This is a genomic window from Streptomyces canus 299MFChir4.1 (assembly GCF_000383615.1).
Taxonomy (GTDB): domain Bacteria; phylum Actinomycetota; class Actinomycetes; order Streptomycetales; family Streptomycetaceae; genus Streptomyces; species Streptomyces canus_C.
On the sequence record NZ_KB911628.1, the window covers coordinates 25,437 to 47,902 of the forward strand.

The 22,466-nt window shown below is 67.9% G+C and carries 21 protein-coding genes and 2 pseudogenes; 8 read left to right on the top strand and 15 right to left on the bottom strand.

Annotation, left to right across the window (positions count from 1 at the left end; genetic code table 11):
- Positions 1-13 precede the first annotated feature (13 nt).
- The gene (locus tag H293_RS0143730; RefSeq protein ID WP_028808727.1) at positions 14-397 is read right to left on the bottom strand and encodes a hypothetical protein; all 384 of its coding nucleotides are present in this window, start codon (positions 395-397) and stop codon (positions 14-16) included.
- A gap of 429 nt (positions 398-826) precedes the next feature.
- Complete coding sequence (locus tag H293_RS0143735) at positions 827-2,233, bottom strand: serine/threonine-protein kinase (RefSeq protein ID WP_020124096.1); 1,407 nt, start codon at positions 2,231-2,233, stop codon at positions 827-829.
- A 501-nt stretch (positions 2,234-2,734) separates the two neighbouring features.
- On the opposite strand from H293_RS0143735, the gene H293_RS0143740 reads away from it, so the two are divergent.
- The gene (locus H293_RS0143740) at positions 2,735-3,466 is read left to right on the top strand and encodes a dienelactone hydrolase family protein (RefSeq protein WP_020124097.1); all 732 of its coding nucleotides are present in this window, start codon (positions 2,735-2,737) and stop codon (positions 3,464-3,466) included.
- A 212-nt stretch (positions 3,467-3,678) separates the two neighbouring features.
- Here the strand turns inward: H293_RS0143740 and H293_RS56135 are convergent, their stop codons facing one another.
- The 4 genes from H293_RS56135 to H293_RS0143760 all read right to left on the bottom strand — a co-directional run bounded on the left by H293_RS56135 (position 3,679) and on the right by H293_RS0143760 (position 6,340).
- Positions 3,679-4,224, bottom strand: a complete 546-nt coding sequence (locus tag H293_RS56135) for an SUKH-4 family immunity protein (protein ID WP_020124098.1) — start codon at positions 4,222-4,224, stop codon at positions 3,679-3,681.
- Positions 4,225-4,683: 459 nt separating this feature from the next.
- On the bottom strand, positions 4,684-5,472 hold the full coding sequence (locus tag H293_RS0143750; protein WP_020124099.1) for a peptidoglycan-binding protein: 789 nt from the start codon (positions 5,470-5,472) through the stop codon (positions 4,684-4,686).
- Positions 5,469-5,630 (bottom strand): hypothetical protein, encoded by a 162-nt coding sequence (locus tag H293_RS60895; RefSeq protein ID WP_020124100.1) that lies wholly within the window; start codon positions 5,628-5,630, stop codon positions 5,469-5,471. Before H293_RS60895 ends, H293_RS0143750 begins: the two co-directional genes overlap by 4 nt.
- Before the next feature lie 101 nt (positions 5,631-5,731).
- Positions 5,732-6,340, bottom strand: a complete 609-nt coding sequence (locus tag H293_RS0143760; protein ID WP_259294681.1) for a peptidoglycan-binding protein — start codon at positions 6,338-6,340, stop codon at positions 5,732-5,734.
- A gap of 592 nt (positions 6,341-6,932) precedes the next feature.
- Between H293_RS0143760 and H293_RS0143765 the strand changes: the two genes are divergently transcribed.
- On the top strand, positions 6,933-8,207 hold the full coding sequence (locus H293_RS0143765; protein WP_020124102.1) for a prolyl oligopeptidase family serine peptidase: 1,275 nt from the start codon (positions 6,933-6,935) through the stop codon (positions 8,205-8,207).
- A 199-nt stretch (positions 8,208-8,406) separates the two neighbouring features.
- Here the strand turns inward: H293_RS0143765 and H293_RS0143770 are convergent, their stop codons facing one another.
- Positions 8,407-8,697, bottom strand: a complete 291-nt coding sequence (locus H293_RS0143770) for a hypothetical protein (RefSeq protein WP_259294682.1) — start codon at positions 8,695-8,697, stop codon at positions 8,407-8,409.
- A gap of 82 nt (positions 8,698-8,779) precedes the next feature.
- Between H293_RS0143770 and H293_RS0143775 the strand changes: the two genes are divergently transcribed.
- Entirely contained in the window at positions 8,780-8,995 is a 216-nt protein-coding gene (locus tag H293_RS0143775) for a hypothetical protein (RefSeq protein WP_020124104.1), read from the top strand.
- A 214-nt stretch (positions 8,996-9,209) separates the two neighbouring features.
- The gene (locus H293_RS0143780) at positions 9,210-10,157 is read left to right on the top strand and encodes an endonuclease/exonuclease/phosphatase family protein (RefSeq protein WP_020124105.1); all 948 of its coding nucleotides are present in this window, start codon (positions 9,210-9,212) and stop codon (positions 10,155-10,157) included.
- Between the two features lie 225 nt (positions 10,158-10,382).
- On the opposite strand, the gene H293_RS0143785 is transcribed toward H293_RS0143780, so the two are convergent.
- The 5 genes from H293_RS0143785 to H293_RS0143805 all read right to left on the bottom strand — a co-directional run bounded on the left by H293_RS0143785 (position 10,383) and on the right by H293_RS0143805 (position 17,118).
- Positions 10,383-10,586 (bottom strand): hypothetical protein, encoded by a 204-nt coding sequence (locus H293_RS0143785; protein ID WP_033416478.1) that lies wholly within the window; start codon positions 10,584-10,586, stop codon positions 10,383-10,385.
- Between the two features lie 496 nt (positions 10,587-11,082).
- The gene (locus H293_RS0143790) at positions 11,083-12,285 is read right to left on the bottom strand and encodes a serine hydrolase domain-containing protein (protein ID WP_028808729.1); all 1,203 of its coding nucleotides are present in this window, start codon (positions 12,283-12,285) and stop codon (positions 11,083-11,085) included.
- A gap of 885 nt (positions 12,286-13,170) precedes the next feature.
- Entirely contained in the window at positions 13,171-13,794 is a 624-nt protein-coding gene (locus H293_RS0143795; RefSeq protein ID WP_020124108.1) for a LysR family substrate-binding domain-containing protein, read from the bottom strand.
- A gap of 242 nt (positions 13,795-14,036) precedes the next feature.
- The gene (locus tag H293_RS0143800) at positions 14,037-15,734 is read right to left on the bottom strand and encodes a purine-cytosine permease family protein (RefSeq protein WP_020124109.1); all 1,698 of its coding nucleotides are present in this window, start codon (positions 15,732-15,734) and stop codon (positions 14,037-14,039) included.
- Positions 15,735-16,035: 301 nt separating this feature from the next.
- A complete protein-coding gene (locus H293_RS0143805) occupies positions 16,036-17,118 on the bottom strand; it encodes a substrate-binding domain-containing protein (protein WP_020124110.1) in 1,083 nt (360 codons plus the stop codon).
- A 108-nt stretch (positions 17,119-17,226) separates the two neighbouring features.
- Here H293_RS0143805 and H293_RS0143810 point away from each other — a divergent pair, with 108 nt between their 5' ends.
- The 3 genes and pseudogenes from H293_RS0143810 to H293_RS61530 all read left to right on the top strand — a co-directional run.
- On the top strand, positions 17,227-17,685 hold the full coding sequence (locus H293_RS0143810; RefSeq protein ID WP_020124111.1) for a MarR family winged helix-turn-helix transcriptional regulator: 459 nt from the start codon (positions 17,227-17,229) through the stop codon (positions 17,683-17,685).
- Between the two features lie 251 nt (positions 17,686-17,936).
- Positions 17,937-18,320: pseudogene (locus tag H293_RS56145) on the top strand (TetR family transcriptional regulator); the annotation flags it as partial.
- A gap of 3 nt (positions 18,321-18,323) precedes the next feature.
- Positions 18,324-18,494 (top strand): annotated as a pseudogene (locus H293_RS61530) (SDR family NAD(P)-dependent oxidoreductase); the annotation flags it as partial.
- Between the two features lie 816 nt (positions 18,495-19,310).
- Here H293_RS61530 and H293_RS0143825 read toward each other — a convergent pair.
- From H293_RS0143825 to H293_RS58780, 3 genes are all read right to left on the bottom strand, one after another.
- Positions 19,311-20,108, bottom strand: a complete 798-nt coding sequence (locus H293_RS0143825) for a superantigen-like protein SSL4 (protein ID WP_020124113.1) — start codon at positions 20,106-20,108, stop codon at positions 19,311-19,313.
- Entirely contained in the window at positions 20,105-20,635 is a 531-nt protein-coding gene (locus H293_RS0143830) for a SigE family RNA polymerase sigma factor (RefSeq protein WP_020124114.1), read from the bottom strand. Before H293_RS0143830 ends, H293_RS0143825 begins: the two co-directional genes overlap by 4 nt.
- 146 nt (positions 20,636-20,781) lie before the next feature.
- Positions 20,782-21,270, bottom strand: coding sequence for a hypothetical protein (locus tag H293_RS58780; protein WP_158694540.1), 489 nt, complete (start codon positions 21,268-21,270; stop codon positions 20,782-20,784).
- 461 nt (positions 21,271-21,731) lie between these two features.
- Here H293_RS58780 and H293_RS0143840 point away from each other — a divergent pair.
- The coding region (locus tag H293_RS0143840; RefSeq protein WP_020124116.1) for a LacI family DNA-binding transcriptional regulator at positions 21,732-22,466 on the top strand (735 nt) is incomplete at its 3' end.

Sequence of the window (22,466 nt, forward strand, 5' to 3'; positions counted from 1 at the left end):
CGCCAGGGGACCGTCAACCCTGTCGGCGCCCGGACGGCGGGTCCTGTGGATCCACGCCGGTCGCGGCGGAAGCGTCCCTGGTGCCGCTGGGGCGCTGGGAGCGGCCCTTGGGCCCGGTGTCGCGCCTGCCCTTCTCGTCCGCGTCGCCGTACTCCTCGCCTCTCGCACTGCTGCTCTTGGCCGTGTCGCCCGGAACGGACTTCGTCTCCTCCGGGGAGCCCGACCGGCCCCGACCCTTTTCGCCGGCCTGCTCTGGCCGGAAGGAGCGGTGGGCGCTCGGGTTGTCCTGCTGGCGCGTCTCGTCCACATCGGGCGACCAGCCGTGCTGTCCGGTGCCCTGGTGACGGCTGGGACCCTTACCGTGCGGTGGCTCGGACGAACGTGGTTTCTTCGACATGGTCGGATCCGCCTCTTCACGGTCAGTGGGGGAGGGGGACCGGTGACGCGTCCCCGCTTAACTCAATTATCCCACCTTGCACTATTTTGGGCATTTAATGACCTACTTCGGTGCGACCACGGAAGTCGAGCTGCCCACGCGACGGACGCGGCCCTGGCTGGGTGCGTCGGTCGGGGCTGCGGCCGCCACCCGGTGCCAACGCTTGACCGCGGCGAACAGCCCCAGCCCCATGCGCGGATCGCAGAGGAGGACGGTCCAGTCGTCGCTTCAGTGTCCGTCGCGGATGACCGCTACTCCGCCGACCCGGGTCGTGATGCCCGCAGGCCCGCGTCGGGCCGAAGCGAGCACGCTGGCCGGTCGACCGAGGGTGTCGCCCTGCTCCACCTCGATCGCGACCGTCTGTGCCCCTGTCATGTCGAGCGCGGGAAGTCAGTGGTGTGCCTTTTCCGCGGGTTGGCCTTTCGGTTTCGCTGACTTCTCGGATGGGTTCTTGTCATTGGACCGAGCAGCGCCCGGGCGGGTGCGGCTGCTCCGTGCGTTCTTGCGGTCCGCTGATGTTCCAGGTCCGGGAGTGCTTGCCGTACGGGCCCGCGGTCCGGAAGCCGCCGATGTCGCGGGACGATGAGCTTTCGATGGGGGTGTGGACGTGGATGCGGCCGGCCGCCCGGCCGCATCCCGTGGGCTTTCTGCGGAGGTGGTGGGGGAGGTCTGCTGTAGGGGAGTGGATCCGTGTGAGCCTGGGGCGGACCGTTCGGCGCCGTCTCCCGCACCGTCCAGTGAGGCGACCAGGGTGGCGCCGAGGAGTGCTGTGAGCACGGCCGCACCGGTGGCCAGCAGTGGACGGCGGGTACGGGACGGCTTCGATACCTGGTGCCGGAGGCTCGGCCCGGCGGCAGTCGGTGCGGGGCCTTCCTCAGGTCGTGCCCCTGCCCTGGCGTGCGTGTCCCTGCCGCTGCCGCTGCCGGGACCGTTGGGACGGACAGCGTTGGCCGCGGTTGGCATGAGGGCCTCAGCGGACAGGGCCGAGAGCGTCTCGGTGCACTGTTCGGCGTCAGGTCGTGCCTTGTCCTCAAGTGCTGTCATGGCATGGATCAGCTCGGCCAGCCGCGGAGGCACTGAGGGCGGAACTACAGGCGGGCGGTGCAGGCGAGCCACAGCGGCTTCAAGGGGCGTGCCGCCGTATTCGAGTTCGCCCTTCACACATTCCAGCAGGACCAGGCCGAGCGCGTAGATGTCGGCGGACGGTCCCACGACCTTGCCCAGCACCTGCTCCGGTGCCAGGTAGGCGGCGGTGCCGAGAAGCGCCCCGGAAGCCGTGTGCCGGGTGGCGCCCATCATTCGTGAGATGCCGAAGTCGGCGAGGTGCGGGACGCCCGCGGTGTCCAGCAGAACGTTCGAAGGTTTGACGTCGCGGTGCACGATGCCCGCCGCGTGCACATGGGCGAGAGCTCCTGCGAGGGCGGTGCCGAGCCGGGCCACACGCGCAGGCTCCATGACCCCAGCCGAGATGCGCTGGGCCAGGGTGGGGCCTTTCACCAGCTCCATCACGAGGAAGGGGCGGTCCTGGTGCCGTCCCGCGTCGTAGAGAGTGACGAGCCCCGGGTGCTGCAACCTCGCCAGCAGCACGGCCTCGTCCGCGAAGCGCTGCGCCAGCGCCGGCTCGCCGTCGGGCCGGAAGACCTTGACGGCCACCGGACGCTTGAGGCGGAGATCGATCCCCTGGTACACGTCGGCGGCGCCACCGGAGCCGAGCCTGGCCTCCAACCGGTATCGGTCGGCCACGACTTCGGCGGGCGTGCCCAGCGCCGTGGGGGAGCCTGATCGGCGCACCTGCATGTGTGGTCTCCCGGTGCTGCGCCGCGAGCTGGACGCGGACATCGACAAAGTTTCGTGGCGTGTACCCGCCACGGCTCTGCCCACCCCCGCTGATTCGGCGCCGAGCAGGGCGGATGCGTCAACCGGCTGGACGGCGCCTCGATGCCTTCCGGGATCGACGGGGTTCCACGCTCGGTGGAGGTGGCCACCTGGCACCCGCCTTCCGTCCGTCCAGGATTGTGGAGCGGGACTGAGCCGGGCGCCGCCCCAGTGCCCGCGGGCGCGGCGGCCCAGCGGTGGTGTACTGCGGGCAGCCGGGCGTGCGCCGGCCCTCGCTCGGCACTGCTAACTCGGCGCAGCTAATGCCGCGTCAGACAACGTTCCTTCGTGATACGTTCCTGCCGCCGTGCACTGCTGCGAATTGAGGAGGTGAGACCGATCAACGCTTTGACAGGTCGGGCCTTCCTCCCTCGCATGGCCTAGGGAGTGCCCGCAGAGGCATCCCGAAAGGCATGAACCGCTATGCGCTTCATCTCTGAGACGTCGTCCGACGGCGTCCGCGAACAGCAATTCACCCTCGGCGACATTCCTGGCGTGTTGTGGACGCCGGAAGGTGCCGGCGCCACTCGTCCGCTCGTCTTGATGGGACACGGTGGCGGTCAGCACAAGAAGGCCCCTGACGTCCTGGCTCATGCACGCGGCTTCGTGACCGAATGCGGTTTCGCGGTCGTGGCGGTCGACGTGCCCGCCCATGGCGACCGGCCGAAGGTGGAGGAGTACGACCGGATCGCGACCGAGAACCGGTCTCGTGTTGAGGCCGGGGAAGAGTTGGCTCCGCTGATCGCCGGCTTCCAGGCGCTCGTAGCCCGCCAGACCGTGCCGGAATGGCGGGCGGTCCTGGACGCGGTTCAGCAACTCGAGCACGTAGGCGCCGGCCCGGTGGGCTACTGGGGGGTCTCGCTGGGATGCGGACTCGGTGTTCCGTTCATCGCTGCCGAACCCCGGGTCCGCGCAGCGGTACTGGGTTTGGGCGGGGTGCTGGCGTCGGCCGAGGCCGCCGCGCGGATCACCATCCCCGTGGAGTTCTTGGTGCAGTGGGACGATGAGCGAGTGCCACGGGTCCAGAGCTTGGCGCTGTTCGACGCCTTGGGCTCGGCCGAGAAGACGTTGCACGCCAACCCCGGCAGGCACGGGGAGCTCCCGGCATTCGAGCTGGAGAGCACGCTGAGGTTCTTCGCCCGGCACCTGGGCTGATACCGCCGCCTGCAGTCCGCGACGCGCCGATCGGGAACCGGATCCCGGTCGGCGCGTTCACTGAAACCGGTTGGCATGGCCGTTCAAGGTCAGCGATCTTTGTCGGGGGTTGAGGCGGGTGAACTCGCATGGTGCGGTGTCGCGTATTCGCGAGCATCTCGATGCACTGAGCACGTGGAGTGATCGCTTGGGGTTGTGGCGGCCGCGTGCGACTACCAGAGCCAGCGGTCGAGGAACTCGGCCCAGATGAACCCGTGGTAGCCGTCGAAGGCAGGTGGATCGATCTTCTTGAGTTCGTCAGCGAGCGTGCTGAGCTCGGCCAGGGCTTCGTCCTCGCGGTCATCCGGGTCGCTGAGGATCTCGGATTCGCTGACGTGCAGGCCGTAGTGGTGCAGGGTTCGCAGCCACAGGCCGATGGAGGAGTTCGCGAACCATGCCTCGCGTTGCGGAAGGACGTAGTGGACCCTGCCTGTCCCGAGTTCGACGCCGAACGACCATTCCAGGCCGGGCACGAGGTCACCATGGCGGTTCCGGGTGAGGCGGTAGAGCGACCTGACGTCTGACGTCTGAAGTACTGGAGCCGCTTCCACCTGGAGCGATATGTACTCGATCAACTGATCAACGATGGGGATCCCGACACTGACCAGTAGTGCCTTCTGATCCTCGGGGATCTGCCAGCCCGCCGACACGACTGCCGGGTCTGCCCTTGTAACGTTCCCGGTGCCGGCCCAGGCGGTGAGCTCGGCAAACGTCGTCATGTGAGAGTCCTTCCGGGGCTGGCTGCCATGCGGACCCTATCGGCAGGGCTGACAGACAGGCGGCCTCAGCGACACAGTCCTCAGTGGTCGCCGAGGGCGAATCGGCTCCAGGTTCCGTCGGACTCGGTGACCAACAAGACCACCACCCACCTGTCGGGTTGCGGAGGTCCTGCCGCGCTGCGGCGGGACGCCGATCTCACGCAGAGGGACTTGAAGGCTGACCGGGTCCACCGGGCTGTCCGGGCCGGCGGCCGGGAACGCACGCCTGCGGAGGACGCGCTCCAGGGGCGGGGACTCCTGCTCGTCGACGCACTCGCCGACCGGGGGGCTACGACTTCAGGCGCAGCCCGGTGTGCAGCCGTGGGTCAAGCGCGTGACACGCTCGCGACCAAGCTCGCGATGATGCTAGAGACGGCCAGGATGAGGGCACGTCCACAGTTCTTGACAATTCCTCGACGCTCAGACGTTGGGGACCTGTAGTTTGTCCCAACTGGTCTCGCCGGGTATGCCGTTGGCGGCGGCGCCGTCGAAGCCGAGTTTCTTTTGCCAGGCGGCGTAGGACTTCACATCGCCCGGGCCCCATACGTCGGTGTTGGCGTGGGACTGGTACCGGTCGCAGCCTTTGGCGACGAGTCGGTGGTGCATTGCGGCGATGATCGGCGATTTCCGTCCGGTGTGGAAGAACGACGCACCGGGGAACGGCTCGGTGTTCGACACACGGACTGGGTGTGAAGCCTTGAAGTGGTCGTACGCCTCCTGAGCCGCCGCGAGGACCTTGTTGTAGTGCGTGTCCATGTGCGGGCCGGCGCAGGCGGTTGAGGACCAGTGGTGGTGGTAGAAGAGGTTTCTTGTGCTGGGGCGTTCGCCGATCACCTTGGCGAAGAGCCAGCCGGCGAGCCGTGCGGAGTTCTTCCACGTGATCTCGGAGACCGTCCAGGCGGGTGCGAGCGTTTCGTTCGCCATTTCGATGCTGATCGATCTCTGGTTGCCGACCGTGTCTCCTACGGCCCAGGCGTACTCGTTCACTTTGACGTACTGAGCGACGGCACCGGCTGCGTCCACGTCGAAGTGCGCCGAAGCGGGACGCGTCTTCCAGACGTTGAGCACACCCTGGTGCGAAAGCCGGCCGCCGTTGTGGTGCAGCGTGACCGACGTCTTCCTGTAGGAGTTGTGGGTGACGTGGCCCGTGGCGCTGAGTTTGTCGATGAAGTTCGAGACGGGGCGGTCGTAAGCGATGGTGGCGGTCACTTCGGGGTCTCCGCGTCGTTCTCGACCCCGCCCTCGGCGAAGGCGACGAAGTCGCTTGCCGGAAGGCCATCGAGGTTGTCGGTGCCGGGTCCGTCGGCGGTGTCGGTCTTCTCGAGGGCCGCCTTCACGTCCTCGTGGTCGAAGTTCTTCTCGTGCATGACGCAGTCCTTCCACTCACCACTTTTTGTGCCATTGGCGGTTCGACCTGCGGCCGGGGGAGAATTCTCTCGTCGCCGTAGGGAAGAACACCGGGGTTTGTTCATACGTTGGGGACTTGCAGTTTGTCCCAACTGGTTCTGCCGGGTATGCCGTTGGCGGCGGCGCCGTCGAAGCCGAGTTTCTTTTGCCAGGCGGCGTAGGACTTCACATCGCCCGGGCCCCATACGCCGGTGTTGGCGTGGGACTGGTACCGGTCGCAGCCTTTGGCGACGAGTCGGTGGTGCATTGCGGCGATGATCGGCGATTTCCGTCCGGTGTGGAAGAACGACGTACCGGGGAACGGCTCGAACTTGGCGGGGTTGCCATCCATGTGCTGCTTGTAGGCCCCGTTTGTGAACGTGGACCATTGGTTCCAGTCGTGTGCGTCTTTGATGGCCTTTGCCGTCTTGGCGTTGTAGAGCGGATCTTTGAGTTTTGCCTCAACCCTGAGTGTGTCCGGTGGGGAGAACTGCCCCGGGTGCTTGAGTGAGCGTATCTGGAACAGGCCTATGGACGGCCCCCACTTGTGGTCGATCAGATGCTGGTCCCCGATGATGACCGGGTCGCCCTTTGACTCTGCCATGGCGACGGCCGCGGCGATCTTGATGTCGCTGCCGGTGAACCCTGCCTGTGTGGCGAGTGCGCGCAGCTGGGCCAGGCTCATTTTCATTTCCGACGCCCCTCTCTGCCGCTGCAAGCCATCCCTGATGGGCGCTCAACGCATGAGACCGGGATCCTTATCGCTGCGCCTCTGCGGGGGCGAACAGCTCTGCGAAGCATGAAAGATCGGCATTTCTAAGATATTGCAAGGTCAGGTATGGGGCAAGCGCAGTGTCGACGAACTGGTGCACGGTTGAACGAAATCGCCGCGTACTTGGGTCTGGCCGTGTTCACAACTGTTGTGTCGAGTTCAGATCCGTGGCCTGCTGGTCGACTACAGTCCGGCGAGTGCTGGATGGGGTCTTCGCCGGGTCGCCGGTCTGGGCGCCCACTCCCTGACCGCCGGCACAGTGTGCTGCCGGTCGCTCAGCTGAAGGCCCGACACCGATGCGTCGGCCGTACGCCGTGTCCTGACCGTCTGATCCTGTGACAGTTGTGGCTGCGTCAGCCGCGTCTGACTCTTGACTATTGCCATCAAGAGAGGTCTGGTCGTGTGAGCCTCGGCAGACGGGGCCGACCGTTTGCGCTTCTCGGTAGCGCGCCGCCGAGTTCGGCGCGAACTGGTCGTGGTGAAGCCTCCGAACCCCCGACAAGGAGTCCGCATGGCACCGCGTATCAGCCGTCGCACCATACTGACCGCCGGAGCGAGCGCTGCCGGCCTGTCCCTGCCCGGCGTTGCCGCGTACGCGGACGACCGTGCGACCACCAGCGTGAGATTCACCCTGAACGCCCGGGTGCTCGACGGCGGAGAACAGGTCACGTCGATCACTCTCAGGACCTCCCGGCTCGGCCCGATCGACCCGGCCGGCCTGACCACCGACACCTTCAGCGTGCACGCCAAGGCCGTCAGCCCGTTTCCCGTCGCCCCGGACGACATCATCTTCGGCGAGTACGACCTCGACCGTACGGTGACCGCGGTCCGGCTCGACCACCGCGGAGACATCGTGCTCGAACTGAGCCATGGCGAGGGACAATCCGGGGGCGGCACGCTCGGCTACCTCGCGGGCGCGGGCCGCAACGTGATGCTCGACCTCGTCTACACCCTCACCCAGCACGCCCCGATCCCCTTACGCAACGACCGGACGATCACCATCGACAACTTCGTGCAGGACCCGCGACTGTCGGACCCCGAGGTGGACGCCTTCAGCTCGCACATCTCCGGCTCGGGAATGAAGTACCGCCTGCACTCGCGCACCGCCTCCCACGCTTTACGGCACAAGAAGCGTCCGCTGATCGTGTGGCTGCACGGCGGAGGCGAGGGCGCCTCACTGCCCAACGACTACTACGACAACGAGACGACGCTGCGCGCCAACCGCGGCGCCCTGGGCTTCGCCACCCCCCAGGCGCAGCGCATCTTCGACGGCGCCTACGTCCTCGCCCCGCAGAGCACCTCGTACTGGATGGAGGACGGCCCCCGCTTCGCCCCCCTCATCCACGAGATCATCAGCGACGTCACGCGCCGCCACCACATCGACCGCAACCGGATCTACGTCGCGGGCTGCAGCAACGGCGGCTACATGAGTCTGAAGATGACCACCGTCTATTCCACGCTGTTCGCCGCATCGGTTCCGATCTGCGGCGTCGTCGCGTCGCTCCCGCCCGGCGGTGCACCCCTGATCCCTGACAGCGACCTAGCCCGGATCAGCACCCCTACCTGGCTCGTCACCTCCCGCGACGACCCCACCGTGGACCCGCAGGCCAACACCGTGCACGCGCACGACCTGATTCCCGGTTCACTGATGACGCTCTACGACCACGTCGTCCGCGACGGCCACCAGTTCAACGGCCACTGGTCATGGATCTACGTCGCCCGCAACGACCCCAGCATCAGCGGAACTCACATCTGGCAGTGGATGGCAGCCCGGCACCGTCACTGACAGGCGGGTGGGGGGGTGCCCCTTTCTCTTTGGTCAAGCGGGTTGGGGCGTTGTTTCAGTCTGGGTGCGGGATCGATGTCCTTGTGTGAGGAGACCCAGCCTGCTTGGGGCGTAGTCCCGATGGGCAGACGAGCGTGCGAAGCTCCGGGCGGACAGGTTGATCTTGGTCGACAACTCGTCTACCAGGAGCTTCACTTCTTCACGCGGGCAGTGCCCCAGCTGCCGCGCAAGGCAGTGGAAGCGCCACCTGTCGTCCCAGACCGAACTCCTCGGCCTCGTCGTTACTGACGACCGCGACGGTTCCCGCGGGGACGCCAGGAAGGGTGGCCACGCGGGACCCCACCGCCAGAAGATCCCCCTCACCGGCTCCGGTGATGAAGAAGACGTACACGTCCCCGTCCTCCTCTCCCTCGTCGAAGACTTCCACGTCACCTTGGCCGTCCGGCAGGCCGGGCGTCGGCAGCAACGGCACGTGGATCTCAACAACCATGGTCGGCACGATGCCATTCTCCCCTTCCCCACAGAGCCTCCGCCTGGCTCAACCAGCGGCCCTGCTGAGGTTGAAAAGTAGGGTGATCGAGAACCGGCTGTACTTCGTCCGTGACACCACGTTCACCGAGGTCGCCTCCAAGATCCGCACCGGCCACGGCCCCGACAACAAGGCCACCCTCCGCAGCTTCGCGATCGATCAGCTACGAGTGGCGGGTCACACGCGTATCGCTGCCGGGCTCCGCGAGATGTCCTACCAGCCCTTCCACCGCCCGCTGGACCTCTTCGGCCTGGCCTGACCAACGCCAACGACGATCCAAGATCGTCAGACTGTGCAACAGCCCTGCGTTTGCCAGCGGTCGTGCCCGGCGGGAAACTGGACGTATCGGTGCGGGCGTGCTGTTACCAGCGAATGCCGACTGTGCCAGAGCATCTCTCGCTCCTGCCGCGTCGGCACCTGTGCCCGCTGCTTCGCAGCGGCCTTACTCCAGTCCCGTCTTCTCGGGAGCACCCATGACAACGCTGCGACTGGCCACGTTCAACGTCGAGAACCTGTTTGCCCGCTGGCGGTTCAAAGCCGATGTCGATCCCGCAACTGCCAATACACGGGGGTGGATTGTCGACCAGACCCATTTCGAGGAACTGGGCGTGGACGACAAGGCAATCACCGGGGCAGCGGTTCGGGAGCTGCGGGCCGACGTGCTGTGCCTGCAAGAGGTGGAGAACGTCGACACGCTCAAGCATTTCAGGGCTCAGGCCCTCGGGGGGCGTTCGGAATACCCTTACGTCGCTGGGGTTGACGGCAACGATCCTCGGCTGATTGACGTCGCCGTGCTGTCGAAGCTGCCGATCACGCGTATTCGCTCGTACCAGCACCTCATGGACCCGGCGAGCCCGACGGCAGCACTGTTCTCCCGTGACTGCCTCGAGGTCGACATAGAGGTCGAGGTGAACCCGGGGCAGACAAGATCGGTCACCCTGTTCGTCAACCACTTCAAGTCGATGCTCGGCGGGCGTGCGCAGACCCGCGGGAAGCGGGAACGCCAGGCCAAGAAGGTGATGGACGTAGTCACCGACCGCTTCGGGCACGAGGCTCCGGGCGACCATCCGTTCGTGGTTCTGGGCGACTTGAACGACTATCTGGAACCGGACGGCGACGGGAGTTCGGGCATCGATCAACTCGTCACCTGGGGCCAGCTCGAGAACGTCGTGGCCCGTCTGCCCGAGGAAGACCAGTGGACGCACTACTGGGACGACGCCGACGAATACCGGCAACTGGACTACCTCCTGCCGTCGGTATCGCTCGCCCGGGCCGTGCCGCAGGCGCTCCCGGAGATCTTCCGTAAGGGGACCCCGCTGCGTGCCACCCGGTACAAGGGCCCTCGCTTCCCAGGGGTGGGGCAGGACAAGCCCAAGGCATCCGACCACTGCCCCGTCATCTTCAGCCTCGAAGTCTCCTGAGCAGCCGCTGGCCGGGGCGACGGGAGAGCATGTGCCGGCAGTCGCCTGCGCCCGCTCAGTGCGGCGCGCCCGGCCTGCCGGCGCATCCCGGGCGTGACTTCTTGTCCTGGCCGGCATTGCTCGCCGGGACGGCACGCGTTGCCGGGGGTTATGGGCGATGAAGGAGGCCCTCTGTGGCCAGGGCTGTTGCACAGTCTGACGATCTTGGATCGTCGTTGGCGTTGGTCAGGCCAGGTCGGAGAGGTCCAGCGGGCGGTGGTAGGGCTGGTAGGACATCTCGCGGAGCCCGGCAGCGATACGCGTGTGACCCGCCACTCGTAGCTGATCGATCGCGAAGCTGCGGAGGGTGGCCTTGTTGTTGGGGCCGTGGCCGGTGGATGCCTGGCGGGCGTTGAGGTCCCTGAGTGCGTAGACGGTCTGCCGTGTCACCTTTCCCGAGCGCACGTCGGTGCGGTGACGAACGGTCTTCGAGGCCTGCACCGCGTGGGGGAAACCCAGCCCGACATCGGTGACGGTCAGCGCCCTGGTCGTCCGCGTCTCCTTGCGGCCATGCCCCCCGTTTCGCGGTCGTAGCGCCGCGCGGTGGCCTGCGTCCAGGGCAGCGACCTCAACTACCGCAACAGTCCAAGCTGGTTGCTTCCCCCGCCGATGCAGCGGGTCAGGCAGTGTGGCCAGCCGCTGCGGCAGTCTCGCAAGGGCGCGGTGCTGACGCGAGGGCGACTTGATCAGACAGACGCTGGCAGACTGACCACACACCGAGCTCCGGTTCGGCAGGGCGACTTGGTAGGTCACCCCCTCCAACCGGAGCTTCGCCGCGTACGAGGTGGGACGGTCGGCAAGCGTCACACCACCGTGAAAACGGTCGGGGTGGGAACGACTGCACCCCGGTCCCACCGGCCCCGATTCACCTGACCCGGCCCCACCCCTACCGCGGAGCAATCGCCCCGTCATAGACGTTCCCCGGCGTGACAATCCCCGTCACCGCCCGGGCCAGCAGCGTCGACGGCTCCTGGCCGCCGCTGCTGATGTCCGTGTTGATCATGATGACCAGGGTCGCCTTCTTCGAGGGCAGATACACCGTCACCGTCTGGTACCCCGGGATCGAACCGTTGTGGCCGATCCACCCTCCCGTCTCGAAGATGCCGAGGCCGTAACTCAGGCCCGGAAGCCCCGTCGGCAGCGTCTTCAGCCTCTGCGCCTGGGTCTCGGGGCTGAGGAGCGACCCGGTTGCGACGATCGGCGCCCAGCGGCGCAAGTCGTGCAGATTGGAGATCATCGCGCCGGCCGCCCAGGCCCAGCTGGGGTTCCAGTTGGTGGCGTCGGCCACCTCGCCGGTCAGGGTCTGGTTCGTGTAGCCGTGTGGGTGTGGCTCGGGGAATTCCGGGCCCTGGGGGAGCAGCGTGTGGTGCAGGCGGGCCGGCCGCAGCACCCGGCTCTCGATGAAGTCGGCGAGGCTCTGGCCGCTGACCTTCTCGATCACCAGGCCCAGGAGGACCAGGTTGGAGTTGGAGTACTGGAACTGCGTGCCCGGCGCGAAGGTGTTGTCGTGGCGGTAGCCGTACGCGAGTACCTCCTGCGGGGTGAAGCAGCGCTGCGGGTCGCTCAGCAGGGCGCGGGCGAAGTCCGGGTCGGCGCTGTACGGGAACAGACCGCTGCGCATCCCGGCCAGGTGGCGCAGGGTGATTCGGTGTCCGTTCGGTACGCCGTCGACGTAGCGGGAGATCGGGTCGTCCAGGCGGATCCGACCGTCGTCTACGAGTTTGAGCAGCGCGGTGACCGTGAACGTCTTGGTCTCGCTGCCGATCCGTAGGAAGACATCGGAGGTCATCGGGCGGCGGGTGGCTGTGTCGGCGACGCCGGTCGCGCGGACGTAGCTTCCCTTGCCGGGCAGCCAGACGCCGACTACGGCACCGGGGATGCCTGCCTGCCGGCGGACGTCCTCGATCGTCCTGTCCAGGCGGGCGGTCAGCTCGGGGCCGAGGCCGTCCGGCGGGTAGTCGTCCCCGTAGCGCCGGTCGACCCCTGTGGTCTGGGCGGTTGCGGCGGGAGCCACGGTCGTCGGGACCAGAGCGGCGCACGCCACGAACAGCGTTGCGGCGAGCATCCGGAGGTGGGGGGTACGTCGCATCTGCGGGGCTTCTTTCAGTCGCGGGCGGGCTCGGACGGCAGCAACCTCACCATTGGCAACGTGTCGTAAAGGGCCCCGCCAGACCACGTACCGGTGAGTCCACTCGTTCGGAGCCGCGCGAGTGCTCGACATTCCCGTCGGCGTCGTGAAACACCCACTTGCGCACGTTGCCGTACTGCTTCACGCTCACCGGCCGCAGGCCCCGCTCAGCGATCCGTGCGACCTCGGTAGCGGGGTCGTCCAGCCAGATCAGGCTCACAGCGCCGCCCGCCCGGTCCACGTTTTTGACGAGCTACACGTACAGGTCCTCGGCCGGCTGCCACACCGCCTCGACGTCGCTGGGGTAGAAGGCCGGTTCCGCTCCGAGCAGTTGCTTGTACCACTCAAGAGTGCTTGCTTAGGTGCGCACCGTGATCCCCGGGAAGTTTCCTGCAGACACGACCGGTCACCACACGACAGCCGTGTGCCGGGTCGGTGACCGCCGGCCCGGTTACCGGGCCGACCACGTCCACGACGACCAGGCGCTGACGGCCGGCTGGCCGATCGCCAGCGGAACGGTCGAGGGAGAGGGCACGCCACTTGATCGCCGACAGACTCGATATCACGGGCTGCAGGCGGAGCCTGGTCGGCGCCGATCCGGACGCCTGCCGCCTCCACCTCGACCTGGTGGGGCTCGCCCTCGGACGGGAAGCGGAACTTGTCCGGCATCCCACGGCTACGGAAGAACGCTGCGCAGCCCGCCACGTCGTCGCACCACAGGTTCACCTGAACAGACCCGAACACCGCCATGCCCGTCCGCTATCCACCCAGACGCCCGTTCGCGGGGGTCCCCCCCCCGGGAGCTTCGGCCAGGGCGTCACTCCGCCGTCAGACGGGAGGCACCTGTCAGTCCGGGCCGGGGCCGAGCATGCGGCGGGAGAGTTCGGCGAACTGGTTCAGCTCGGGCATGGTCCGGTGCTTGCTGTAGGCCAGGGCGACCATGCGTGGTGCGACGCCTTCCAGGGTCAGGTAGGTGACGTCGTCGCGGCGGTAGAAGCCGGCCATGCCGGCCGGCATGACGTAACAGCCGGTACCGGACGCGACACCTTCCAGACACTCCTCGATCGTGACGGGAAAACGGCCGGTGTCCGCCTGTGGCGCAAGGGGGGCGCGTGGCAGGCGCCCGCGCCACTCCGGGACATCTTGCGGGTCCTGCAGCAGGACCATGTCCCGCAGGTCCTCGACGTGCACCGCTTTGCGCTCCGCGCACGGATGCCCGCTCGGCAGCGCCACCACCCGGGGCTCCGGGAAGAGCGGGACCACCTCGAACATGCCCTGCGGCAGGGGCAGTCGGACGAAGCAGACGTCGACCCGGCCGTCGATCAGGAAGTCGGCCTGGTCACTGATCGAGGTGTGCACGACCTCGATGTCGAGTTGCGGTGCCATCGCGGCGAACTCCCGCACGATGGGGGTGACGACGATGCCGGGCATGAAGCCGACGGCGAAGTGGTTCACCTCTCGGTTCGCCATGTTTGGTCCCTGCCGCGGGTGCTTCCCGATCGGCTTCGGAACCCTCCCCCGAGGTGCCGTGGGCCTGTTGGGCTTGGACCCGGGGCACCGGGAACGGTGACGCGGCCAGGAGGCGTCCAGTGCGGCCGACGAGCCGTATCCCTTGCCTGGTTGCAGGGTGGGGGCTGCTCGCCGGTCCGGCTCCGGCCTGTGCCGAAAGGACACGGGCCGGAGCCGTACCGCGCAGGACGCGAAGGCGATGGTCAGTCCGCGGATCGGACGGTGGGCATGGCGAGTGTGACCGGCACCGTGCCGGCGCCGCTCTTGCAGGAGTCGTGGCAGTCCTTCTCCAGGCTGCAGCACAGGGAGCAGATCGCCCCGGAGTGGAAAGCGCAGTTGGCCACGTCGGGCCGCTCGAAGTCGGTGGTGCACACGGTGCAGGTGAGCGTGACCGCCGACGGCAGGCCGTCGGTGCCGAGCAGCGGTTCCGCCAGGTCGTCGACGCGGGCGATGTAGTACTTGCCCTTGGTCAGCACCGCGAAGAGCGGCGAGAGCACCATGGCCAGGAACAGGGCGATGAAGGGGGAGTACGCCTTGCCGTAGTCCCCGAAGGCGTTGAAGTAGGCGGCGATGGAGACCGCCGAGGCGATGAGCATCGAGCCGAAGCCCACCGGGTTGAAGTTGTAGAGGTGGGCCCGCTTGAACTCGATGTACGAGGGGCTGAGCTTCAGCGGCTTGTTGATGACGAGGTCGGCGACCACGGCGCCGATCCAGGCGATGGCCACATTGGAGTAGAAGCCGAGGACCGTGTTGAGGAAGCCGAAGACACCGCCCTCCATCAGGGCCAGCGCGATCCCGACGTTGAGGAAGATGTAGACCACGCGGCCGGGGTGGCGGTGGGTCAACCGGGAGAAGAAGTTCGACCAGGACAGGGAACCCGAGTACGCGTTCGTCGAGTTGATCTTTATCTGGGAGAGGATCACGAAGAACGTGGCCAGGCCCAGGGCGACGGGCGCCGCGAAGGTCTTGAAGCCGTGGACGTACTGCTGGATGGGCTCGTTGGCCTTGCTCAGTCCGACGCTGCCGGCGATGAAGAAGGCGAGGAAGGCCCCGCCGATCTGCTTGGCCGCGCCGAGCACCACCCAGCCCGGGCCCGCGCTGAGCACGGCACCCCACCACTTCCTGCTGTTCTCCGGCGTCTTGTCGGGCATGAAGCGCAGGTAGTCGACCTGCTCACCGATCTGCGCGATCAGCGACAGCGCCACGCCCGCACCCGCGCCGATGCCGAGCATGCTGATGCTGGAGCCGGTCGGGGAGTTACCGGCGAAGTGGGTGAACTGCGAGAACTTGCCCGGCTCCTGAATGGCGATGGACACGAACGGCGCGACCATCAGCACCAGCCAGACCGGCTGCGTCCACACCTGCATCTTGGACAGCGCCGTCATGCCGTAGATCACCAGCGGCAGGATGATGAGGGAGCAGATCAAGTAGCCGACGGCGAGCGGGATGTGCAGGCCCAGCTCCAGGGCCTGCGCCATGATCGAGCCCTCGAGGGCGAAGAAGATGAAGGTGAAGCTGGCGTAGATGACCGAGGTGAGCGTGGACCCGAGGTATCCGAAGCCCGCGCCGCGGGTCAACAGGTCCATGTCGATGGAGTACTTCGCCGAGTAGTACGAGATCGGGATGCCGGTCAGGAAGATGACCACCGCCGCCGCCAGGATGGCCACCATGGCGCTGGAGAAGCCGTTGGAGATGGCGATCGAGCCGCCGATGGCGAAGTCCGCGAGATACGCGATGCCGCCCAGCGCGGTCGTGGCGACCACGTAGGGGCTCCAGCGTCGGAAGGACTTCGGCGCGTAGCGCAGCGAGTAGTCCTCCAACGTGTCGTTCTGCGCCCAGTTGTTGTACGTCCGTCCGCCCGAACTCGTCGGCGGTGCTTCCTTGTCGACGATCTCCGTCACGACATTCCCTCTTCCAGCACTGGGGACGACCCGAGTGACCCCGGGCGATTGCACGGAAGAGTCACGCCGCACTGTTTCTCGAAGGTTTCGCTTCCTTTAAGGGGAAGGTCTTTAACGGGCCTTTATTCAATGCGCGTAGATAGCGCGCGAACAGGAGCGGAGCCGCGTGGGCTGGAGCGCCCGTCCATGGGCGAATGCGGCGAGCGAACGGCCTGATTGAGTACGGATGTCTCGCCTCCGCCAGATGCTTCCCGTAGAAAGTATTTCTGTGGCAGGGTAATGTCAACGGCAGGGAGTGGGGTCAGAGTTGGGTGACGATGTGGAAGTCGAAAGCATCCGCCCGTGCCAGGTACAGCCGTTGGGTGAGATGGTTGCCGCGCAGCCGCAGTACGCCGCGCGGGCCCTCATAGGAGACCGTTTCGCCCACCGCGCACATCGTCCGCACGTCCAGCGTCCGCGCCCGCTCGGCCAACGCCGCCAGCAGGCGCACCCCTTCGAAACACGACTCGCCCAGACTGCCCACGACGGGTGCCTCCACACCGAACCGCGCCGCGTACCGGGCGCTGAAGTCCAGGCTCTCAGCGGTCGCGAGCGTCTCGAAGAAACCGGCCGTCGCCCACAGCCCGTCGGTGGCCTCGGCACCGGTGGCCAACAGGATGTTCTCGTCCATATGAGTGCTCAGCCGCAGACACCGCTGGTGAAGGCCGTACGCGGCGAACGCCCGGTTGAAGCGTGCCGCGTCGTCGCCGACCAGCAGCATCAGCACCGCGTCCGCCTCGCACCGCTCGATCCGGCGCAGGACCCGCCCGAACTCGTGCGTCCCCAGCGGCACGAAGACCTCGTCGCGCACCAGGCCGCCGCACGCCCGGGCGTATCGCCGTGCGGCGCGGGCGCTGACGCGCGGCCACACATAGTCGTTGCCCACCGTGCACCAGCGTCGCGCGCCGGTCGCCTCGGCCAGCAGCCGCATCGCCGGCAGCAGTTGCGCGGCATCGGTCTCGCCCGTCAGGAAGACGCCGGGCGTACGCTCGCCGCCCTCGTACTGGGCTGTGTAGACGTAGGGCACGCGGCCCGCGATCCGCGGCAGCAGTGCCTGGCGCACGGCCGATGTGTGCCAGCCCACCACCCCGTCGACGGCCTGCAGCGACACCAGGGCCTCGACCTCGGCCGCCACCTGCTCCGGCGATGCTCCGCCTTCCACCGTGACCAGGCGGACCTCGCGGTCCAGCACGCCGCCCGCGGCGTTCAGTTCCTCCGCGGCCAGTTGTGCGGCCAGCTCGCACGACGGGCCGAAGACCCCCGCGGGCCCCTGCAGCGGCACGACCAGGGCCACGACCAGCGTCGTGCTCGAATCGCCGATCCCGCCGGGCGGCACCGGATGCACAGACCACCTCCGTGAGGGCACTGGGCGTGGATCCCGGTCCGGGCCCCGGCGCCCTTGCGGAGGCTCGTAATCTGTCCGAACACTAGACCTATCGGAAGGACACCGGCAATGCCGTCCGAACCCTCCTCCCCGGACCTTGGCCACCTCCTCAGTCACGCCGAGCGGCGCCTCGGCCGGCGCTTGAGCGCGGTGTTGGCCGAGGAGGGCTGCTCGGTGGAGGAGTGGCGCGTCCTGTCGGCCGTCGCCGACGGGCAGGGCCACCCGATGTCCGAAATCGCCGAGCATGCCCTCATGCCGGCGCCCACTCTGACCAAGCTCGTCGACCGTATGGTGGCCGGCAACCTGGTTTACCGTCGGCCCGACCCCGACGACCGCCGACGCGTCCTGCTCCACCTCACCGCCCGCGGCCGCATCCTCCACCAGCGCGCCGCCCACCGCGTCCACTCCGACCAGACCCGGCTTCTCGATGCCATCGGTGACCGGGGAGAACTCGCCCAGCTCCTGCCTCTGTTGTCGGCGACGGTCGACGGATTGCCTGCGGTGGCACCCAGCAGGCCGCAGAGTTGAACTTTTCGATCAATGGCTGCGGTCTCGTCCCTGTGCGGCGAAGCCGGGCGTGCGCTCCAGCGTCTTTGTGGTGGCGCGAGCGAGGAGAACGAACGACCAGGTTGGCGTGGCAGTCGACGGTTGGGGTGAAGCCCTGCGTGCGCTCAGAGAGGGAGGGCGGCCGGCGTGCGGGCGGGATGACAAAGGCCGAGGCTGAATGATCAGTCGACTACGACGTGGTCCTCGTCGACTGATCGTTCAGCCGTGAGCCGTTGCGTCGCAACTCGCGGGCGAACCGGGCGCGCATCCTGGCCACGGCCCGTCGGGAGCTGGCGCGGAATCCGGACGTCCAACTGGAGGAGCCGGCGCGGGCTTCGGGTGTCGTACGGCGCACCCTGTTCGGTCACTTCCCCGGGCGCGCGGCACTGCTGGACGCTCTCGCGGAGGAAGCCTCCGAGACGCTTGGGACGGCGGTGGCGGCCGGTGCCGAACGTTCGGAGGCGGAGCCGGCCGAGCGGGTGCTTGCTCACCTCGTGTTCTCGATGTGGCCGGTGGGGGAGCGGTACCGTCTGCTCCTGGCGCTGGCCAAGCGCGATCTTGGCGCGCAACGTATGGCCGAGGTGCTGGCACCGGCCCGCGAGGCGACCACGGCCGTCCCGATGGCCGTCACCTCCATGGGCGGGCTCATGGCCGGGCCCGGCATGTCCGCCTACTGCGGCAGCGAGTTCGCCCTGGAGATCATCCTGGAGGCGCTGGGCAAGGGAAGTCGCCCAGTTCGGGATCCACGTGAGGGCGATCGAGCCCGGAGCTCCTTCCGCACCGAGTGGTCGGAACCAGGGCGCCGGCATCACACGCGGCGGACGGCTTTTCGTAGGCGTTACGTCGGTGTGCCCGGACTGCACCTGTCCTGCTTCGACTGGGAGAGCAACCTCCAGAAGTGCGGCAAGGACTACGCGGACCTCGGGGCGAAGAACGCCGACTTCCTGGTCACCGATGTGTCGGACCGCGACGCGGGCTGGTACGCACAGCCGGCCCACGGTGGCAGTGACCACTTCTGGACCGACCAGAAGGCCGCCGCCGCGCTGAACTTCTACAAGACGATGGCCGAGTCCGTTGGCAAGCCGATCGTCCTGTGGCAGATCCCCGTGGGCAACATGGCGGGGAACAACACTCCCGGCCATTTCAAGGACGACAAGGTGGACTGGTTCTTCGCGCACATGGACCAGGTGGCGAACGCCCATGTCGCCGGTCTGATGTTCGGTGCGGGGTGGTCGGAGCAGACGACGGTCGAGTCCGACGGCGGAAACCTGATCCGCAAGACGATCGCCTATCACAACTCGGGCGGTACACCGCTCAAGTAGGTGCTAGGTGCTAGGCGCTAGGCGCGAATGCGGCCCCCATCCCTTCGATGGGGGCCGCATTCGTTGCCTGACGGTGGCGATGAGGGCGGTCACTGATCTGACAACGGCATGTCCGTCCGGCACAACGGGCCTTGGCCCGGGCCCGGTTACCCGGCAGTTGCCGACACGCACACAAAGGTGGCCGCGATCGAGGGGAGTATCTTCAGCCGCTGCCAGCTTCCCCACCCAGTTCCGACCATCGCGCCGTGCGGCAAGGGGACTCTTCCCCTTGCCGCACAGCGGTGTTCACCGGGTCGGGGCGAACCCTCCCCGGACCGACGCGGAGCCGCCCAAACCCTGCGCGTCGACGCGGTACCTGTCGCCCGCGGCACTGCGCACGCCGGTGCCGTTGTTGAACTGGGCGGCGAACTCATGGCTCGCGGCCGGCACGGTGAGGCCCGGCTTGAGGACCCAGCGGTAGACCAGCGCGCCGCCGGTTTCCTGGACGGTGACGGTGAAGTCATCACTCGGCAGGGTCTGCCAGGTTCCGGTGTTCTTCACCCCGCCGGTCTGCACGATGCGGATCTCGATCGTGAGCGTGGTGAGCGGCTGGGTCGTCTTGAGGGCGAGGTTGTTCTGCGTCCAGTAGACCGTGCTGCGCGGGTTCACCGAGCCGGCTGACCACAACGGTCCGTCCTGGCTCTCGCCGGCGGTCGGCGATGGACTGGTGGCCGGCGGAGTCGTGCGCGAGCTGCCCGGGGTGGTGTCCGGACCCGGCGCGACAGGGGTGGGGCGGGCCGACGTCGGTTGCGGGGAGCTGACGGTCGGGGACGGGGTGGCAGGCGTGGTCACGGTGGCCGACGGCGACGGCGACGGCGACGGGGTGGTGACGATGCCGGCGACGGCGAGGCCGCCGGTCGTCAGGATGCCGCCGGCGGCGAGCCCGGCGAGCGCGACCCTGGTCCCGGACCTCGCGAACGGCCGCGCGCGGTGACGGACGGCCGGGCCGGCCATGCCGCGTTGCACCCGGGCCAGCATCCGCGCACGGTCGGGCCGGTGGGCCTCGGCGGCCTCGCGCAGCCGACGGGCGATCTCCTCGTTCACCGGTTCCTCCTCCCTGCCACCAGGTCCCCGGCCGCTCCTGCGCCCAGTATCTTTACCAGCTCGGCCATTCCCTTCGAGGTCTGGCTCTTCACCGTTCCGACCGAGATGCCCAGCGCCACCGCTGTGTCCTTCTCCGACAGGTCGAAGGCGTGCCGTAGCACCACACAGGCGCGCTTGCGGAACGGCAGCCGGGCGAGCGCCGCGCGGACGTCCAGCACGGCCGCCATGTCCGGCCCCTCCACCCTCTCGGGGCCGCGTGACCAGAACAGCGCGATCCGGCGTCGCTCGCGCACCGCGCTGCGGACCCGTCCGCGCGCCAGGTTCGCCACCACACCGCGGGCGTAGGCGAGCGGGTGGTCGGCCTGCCGCAACCGGTCCCAGCGCTGCCACAGGGCGACCAGGGCATCCGCCGCGAGGTCGTCCGCCGCGTCGGTCTCGCCGGTCAGGAGGTGGGCCAGACGGGCGAGTTCGGCATAGTGGCGTTCGAAGAATTCGTGGAACTCCGCGGACGCGTCGTCGAGGAGCATCCCCCGGTCGCCCTCTCCTAGCCATGATGTGCGCGTTGGTTGCGCGTTAAACAACATCGGGGGCCGCAGCCTAACAGCGCCCAGCCCGGGACCGGCCCGGCGCTCGTGCTCGGTTGTGGCCCGGTGAAGGCCGACCGGCGGGCTGGTCAATGGCGGGTGAACTGGACGCGGGCCGCTTGCGCGACGTCCGGCTGCACGGCGGTGCCGTCGACGGTCAGGTGCTCTCCGTGGATGTCGGTGATCCTGAGCGACTCGCCGCAGCGGGTGGCGACCCCCTGGTGGCTGACGGCCGATGTGATCCGTACGGCCGGGGCCGTCGCCTTGGAGTTCGCGGGCGCGGTGCTGGTGGCCGAGGCAACCGGAGTGGCCGAATCCGAAGGGCACGGCGTGGCGGAGGCCAGGATCGTCGGACTGGCCGAGGCCGTCGGCTGCACCGTCGCACGCGCAGCGTCGCCGCCCGCCTCAGACCCGGCATCGGACGGGGCGGCCGCCCGCCCGGCACCGGTTGCGCTCCCTGGGAGGACGGTCAAGGCCAGGCGCGCCGGCACACCGACGACCAGCGGCCCCGAGGGAATGCCCGTGAACAGTCCGCGCCTGCGCCACGGTTGCGGCGCGGCGTGCTTCGTTGCCCTCATGCCCGTCCATCCGGTTGGTTCGAGTCGGTCTTCCGACTCCCAGTTGCCGCAGAGGACGAGAAGGTTGCCGCCACGACGCTGATTTCTCGGCGACCAGTACGGGGCGCGGAAGGGTTCCTGCAGTGACGGCGCCCCGCACGTCGAGGACTGTGCGGAACGGGTGCCCGGTCACCAAATGGATCGCTTCCTGCGAACCGGTTCGCAGGAAGCTAGCAGCGAGAAAAGCTCTCAGCAATACCCTGAGGCAAGCGGAGCCCGCAGAAAATGCGAGTTACAGGTCTGTTTGGAGGAGTCTCGTCGCAGGCGTTGACAGCCCTCAGGGTCGTTCCTATCTTCGCTTCACCGAACCGGTTCGACAACCGATGATCGTTTGACTTTTCACCGCAGTGCCCACTCCACCTACCTACGCGACCGGACGTTCCGTTTCACACGGCTTCGAACGGTTCGGGCAAGGAGTTTCCGTGAACATCGGTGAGATCGCCCGGCGGGCCGGTGTCTCGCGCAGCACCGTGTCCTACGCGCTGAGCGGCAAGCGCCCTGTGTCGGAGGACACGCGCCGGAAGATCCAGCGCATCGTCGACGAACTGGGCTACCGGCCCAGCGCCAGTGCCCGCGCCCTGGCCAACGGCCGGACCAGCACCATCGGTCTGGTCTTCCCGCCCGCCGGGAACCACTACACGGGCATGCAGCTGGACTTCATCGGCAGCGTGGTGGAGGCCGCCGCGGCCCACGACTACGACGTGCTGCTGTCACCCAGCGGTGTCGACAGCGACCGTTCCTTCCAGCGGCTGCTGGGGGAGCGGAGGGTCGACGGGGCGATCCTGATGGAGATCCGGCTGGAGGACGACCGGGCCGAACACCTGGCCGCGCTCGGCTTCCCCTCCGTGGCCATCGGCCGCACCGCCCACCCGGAGGACGGCTGGTACGTCGCCCTGGACCACACCGCGCTGGCGGCGGCCTGCGTCCATCACCTCGCCGACCTCGGCCATCGCCGAATCGCCTTCGTCAACCGGCCCGAACAACTCCTGAGGACCGGCTACGAGTCCGCCCACCGCGGCCTGGACGGCTTCACCAAGGCCGCGGCCGAACGCGGGCTGACGGTCCGCACGTACTGCTGCGGGGACGACGCCGCCGCGGGCCAGGCCTGCCTGGAACAGATCCTGCACGACGACCCGGCCACCACCGCCCTGGTCACC

Bases quoted from the DNA above. Each gene is read 5' to 3' on its own strand.
- H293_RS0143730 (WP_028808727.1), bottom strand. From the start codon at position 397: ATGTCGAAGAAACCACGTTCGTCCGAGCCACCGCACGGTAAGGGTCCC.
- H293_RS0143735 (WP_020124096.1), bottom strand. From the start codon at position 2,233: ATGCAGGTGCGCCGATCAGGCTCCCCCACGGCGCTGGGCACGCCCGCC.
- H293_RS0143740 (WP_020124097.1), top strand. From the start codon at position 2,735: ATGCGCTTCATCTCTGAGACGTCGTCCGACGGCGTCCGCGAACAGCAA.
- H293_RS56135 (WP_020124098.1), bottom strand. From the start codon at position 4,224: ATGACGACGTTTGCCGAGCTCACCGCCTGGGCCGGCACCGGGAACGTT.
- H293_RS60895 (WP_020124100.1), bottom strand. From the start codon at position 5,630: ATGCACGAGAAGAACTTCGACCACGAGGACGTGAAGGCGGCCCTCGAG.
- H293_RS0143760 (WP_259294681.1), bottom strand. From the start codon at position 6,340: ATGAAAATGAGCCTGGCCCAGCTGCGCGCACTCGCCACACAGGCAGGG.
- H293_RS0143765 (WP_020124102.1), top strand. From the start codon at position 6,933: ATGGCACCGCGTATCAGCCGTCGCACCATACTGACCGCCGGAGCGAGC.
- H293_RS0143770 (WP_259294682.1), bottom strand. From the start codon at position 8,697: ATGGTTGTTGAGATCCACGTGCCGTTGCTGCCGACGCCCGGCCTGCCG.
- H293_RS0143780 (WP_020124105.1), top strand. From the start codon at position 9,210: ATGACAACGCTGCGACTGGCCACGTTCAACGTCGAGAACCTGTTTGCC.
- H293_RS0143790 (WP_028808729.1), bottom strand. From the start codon at position 12,285: ATGCGACGTACCCCCCACCTCCGGATGCTCGCCGCAACGCTGTTCGTG.
- H293_RS0143795 (WP_020124108.1), bottom strand. From the start codon at position 13,794: ATGGCGAACCGAGAGGTGAACCACTTCGCCGTCGGCTTCATGCCCGGC.
- H293_RS0143810 (WP_020124111.1), top strand. From the start codon at position 17,227: ATGCCGTCCGAACCCTCCTCCCCGGACCTTGGCCACCTCCTCAGTCAC.
- H293_RS0143830 (WP_020124114.1), bottom strand. From the start codon at position 20,635: ATGCTCCTCGACGACGCGTCCGCGGAGTTCCACGAATTCTTCGAACGC.
- H293_RS58780 (WP_158694540.1), bottom strand. From the start codon at position 21,270: ATGAGGGCAACGAAGCACGCCGCGCCGCAACCGTGGCGCAGGCGCGGA.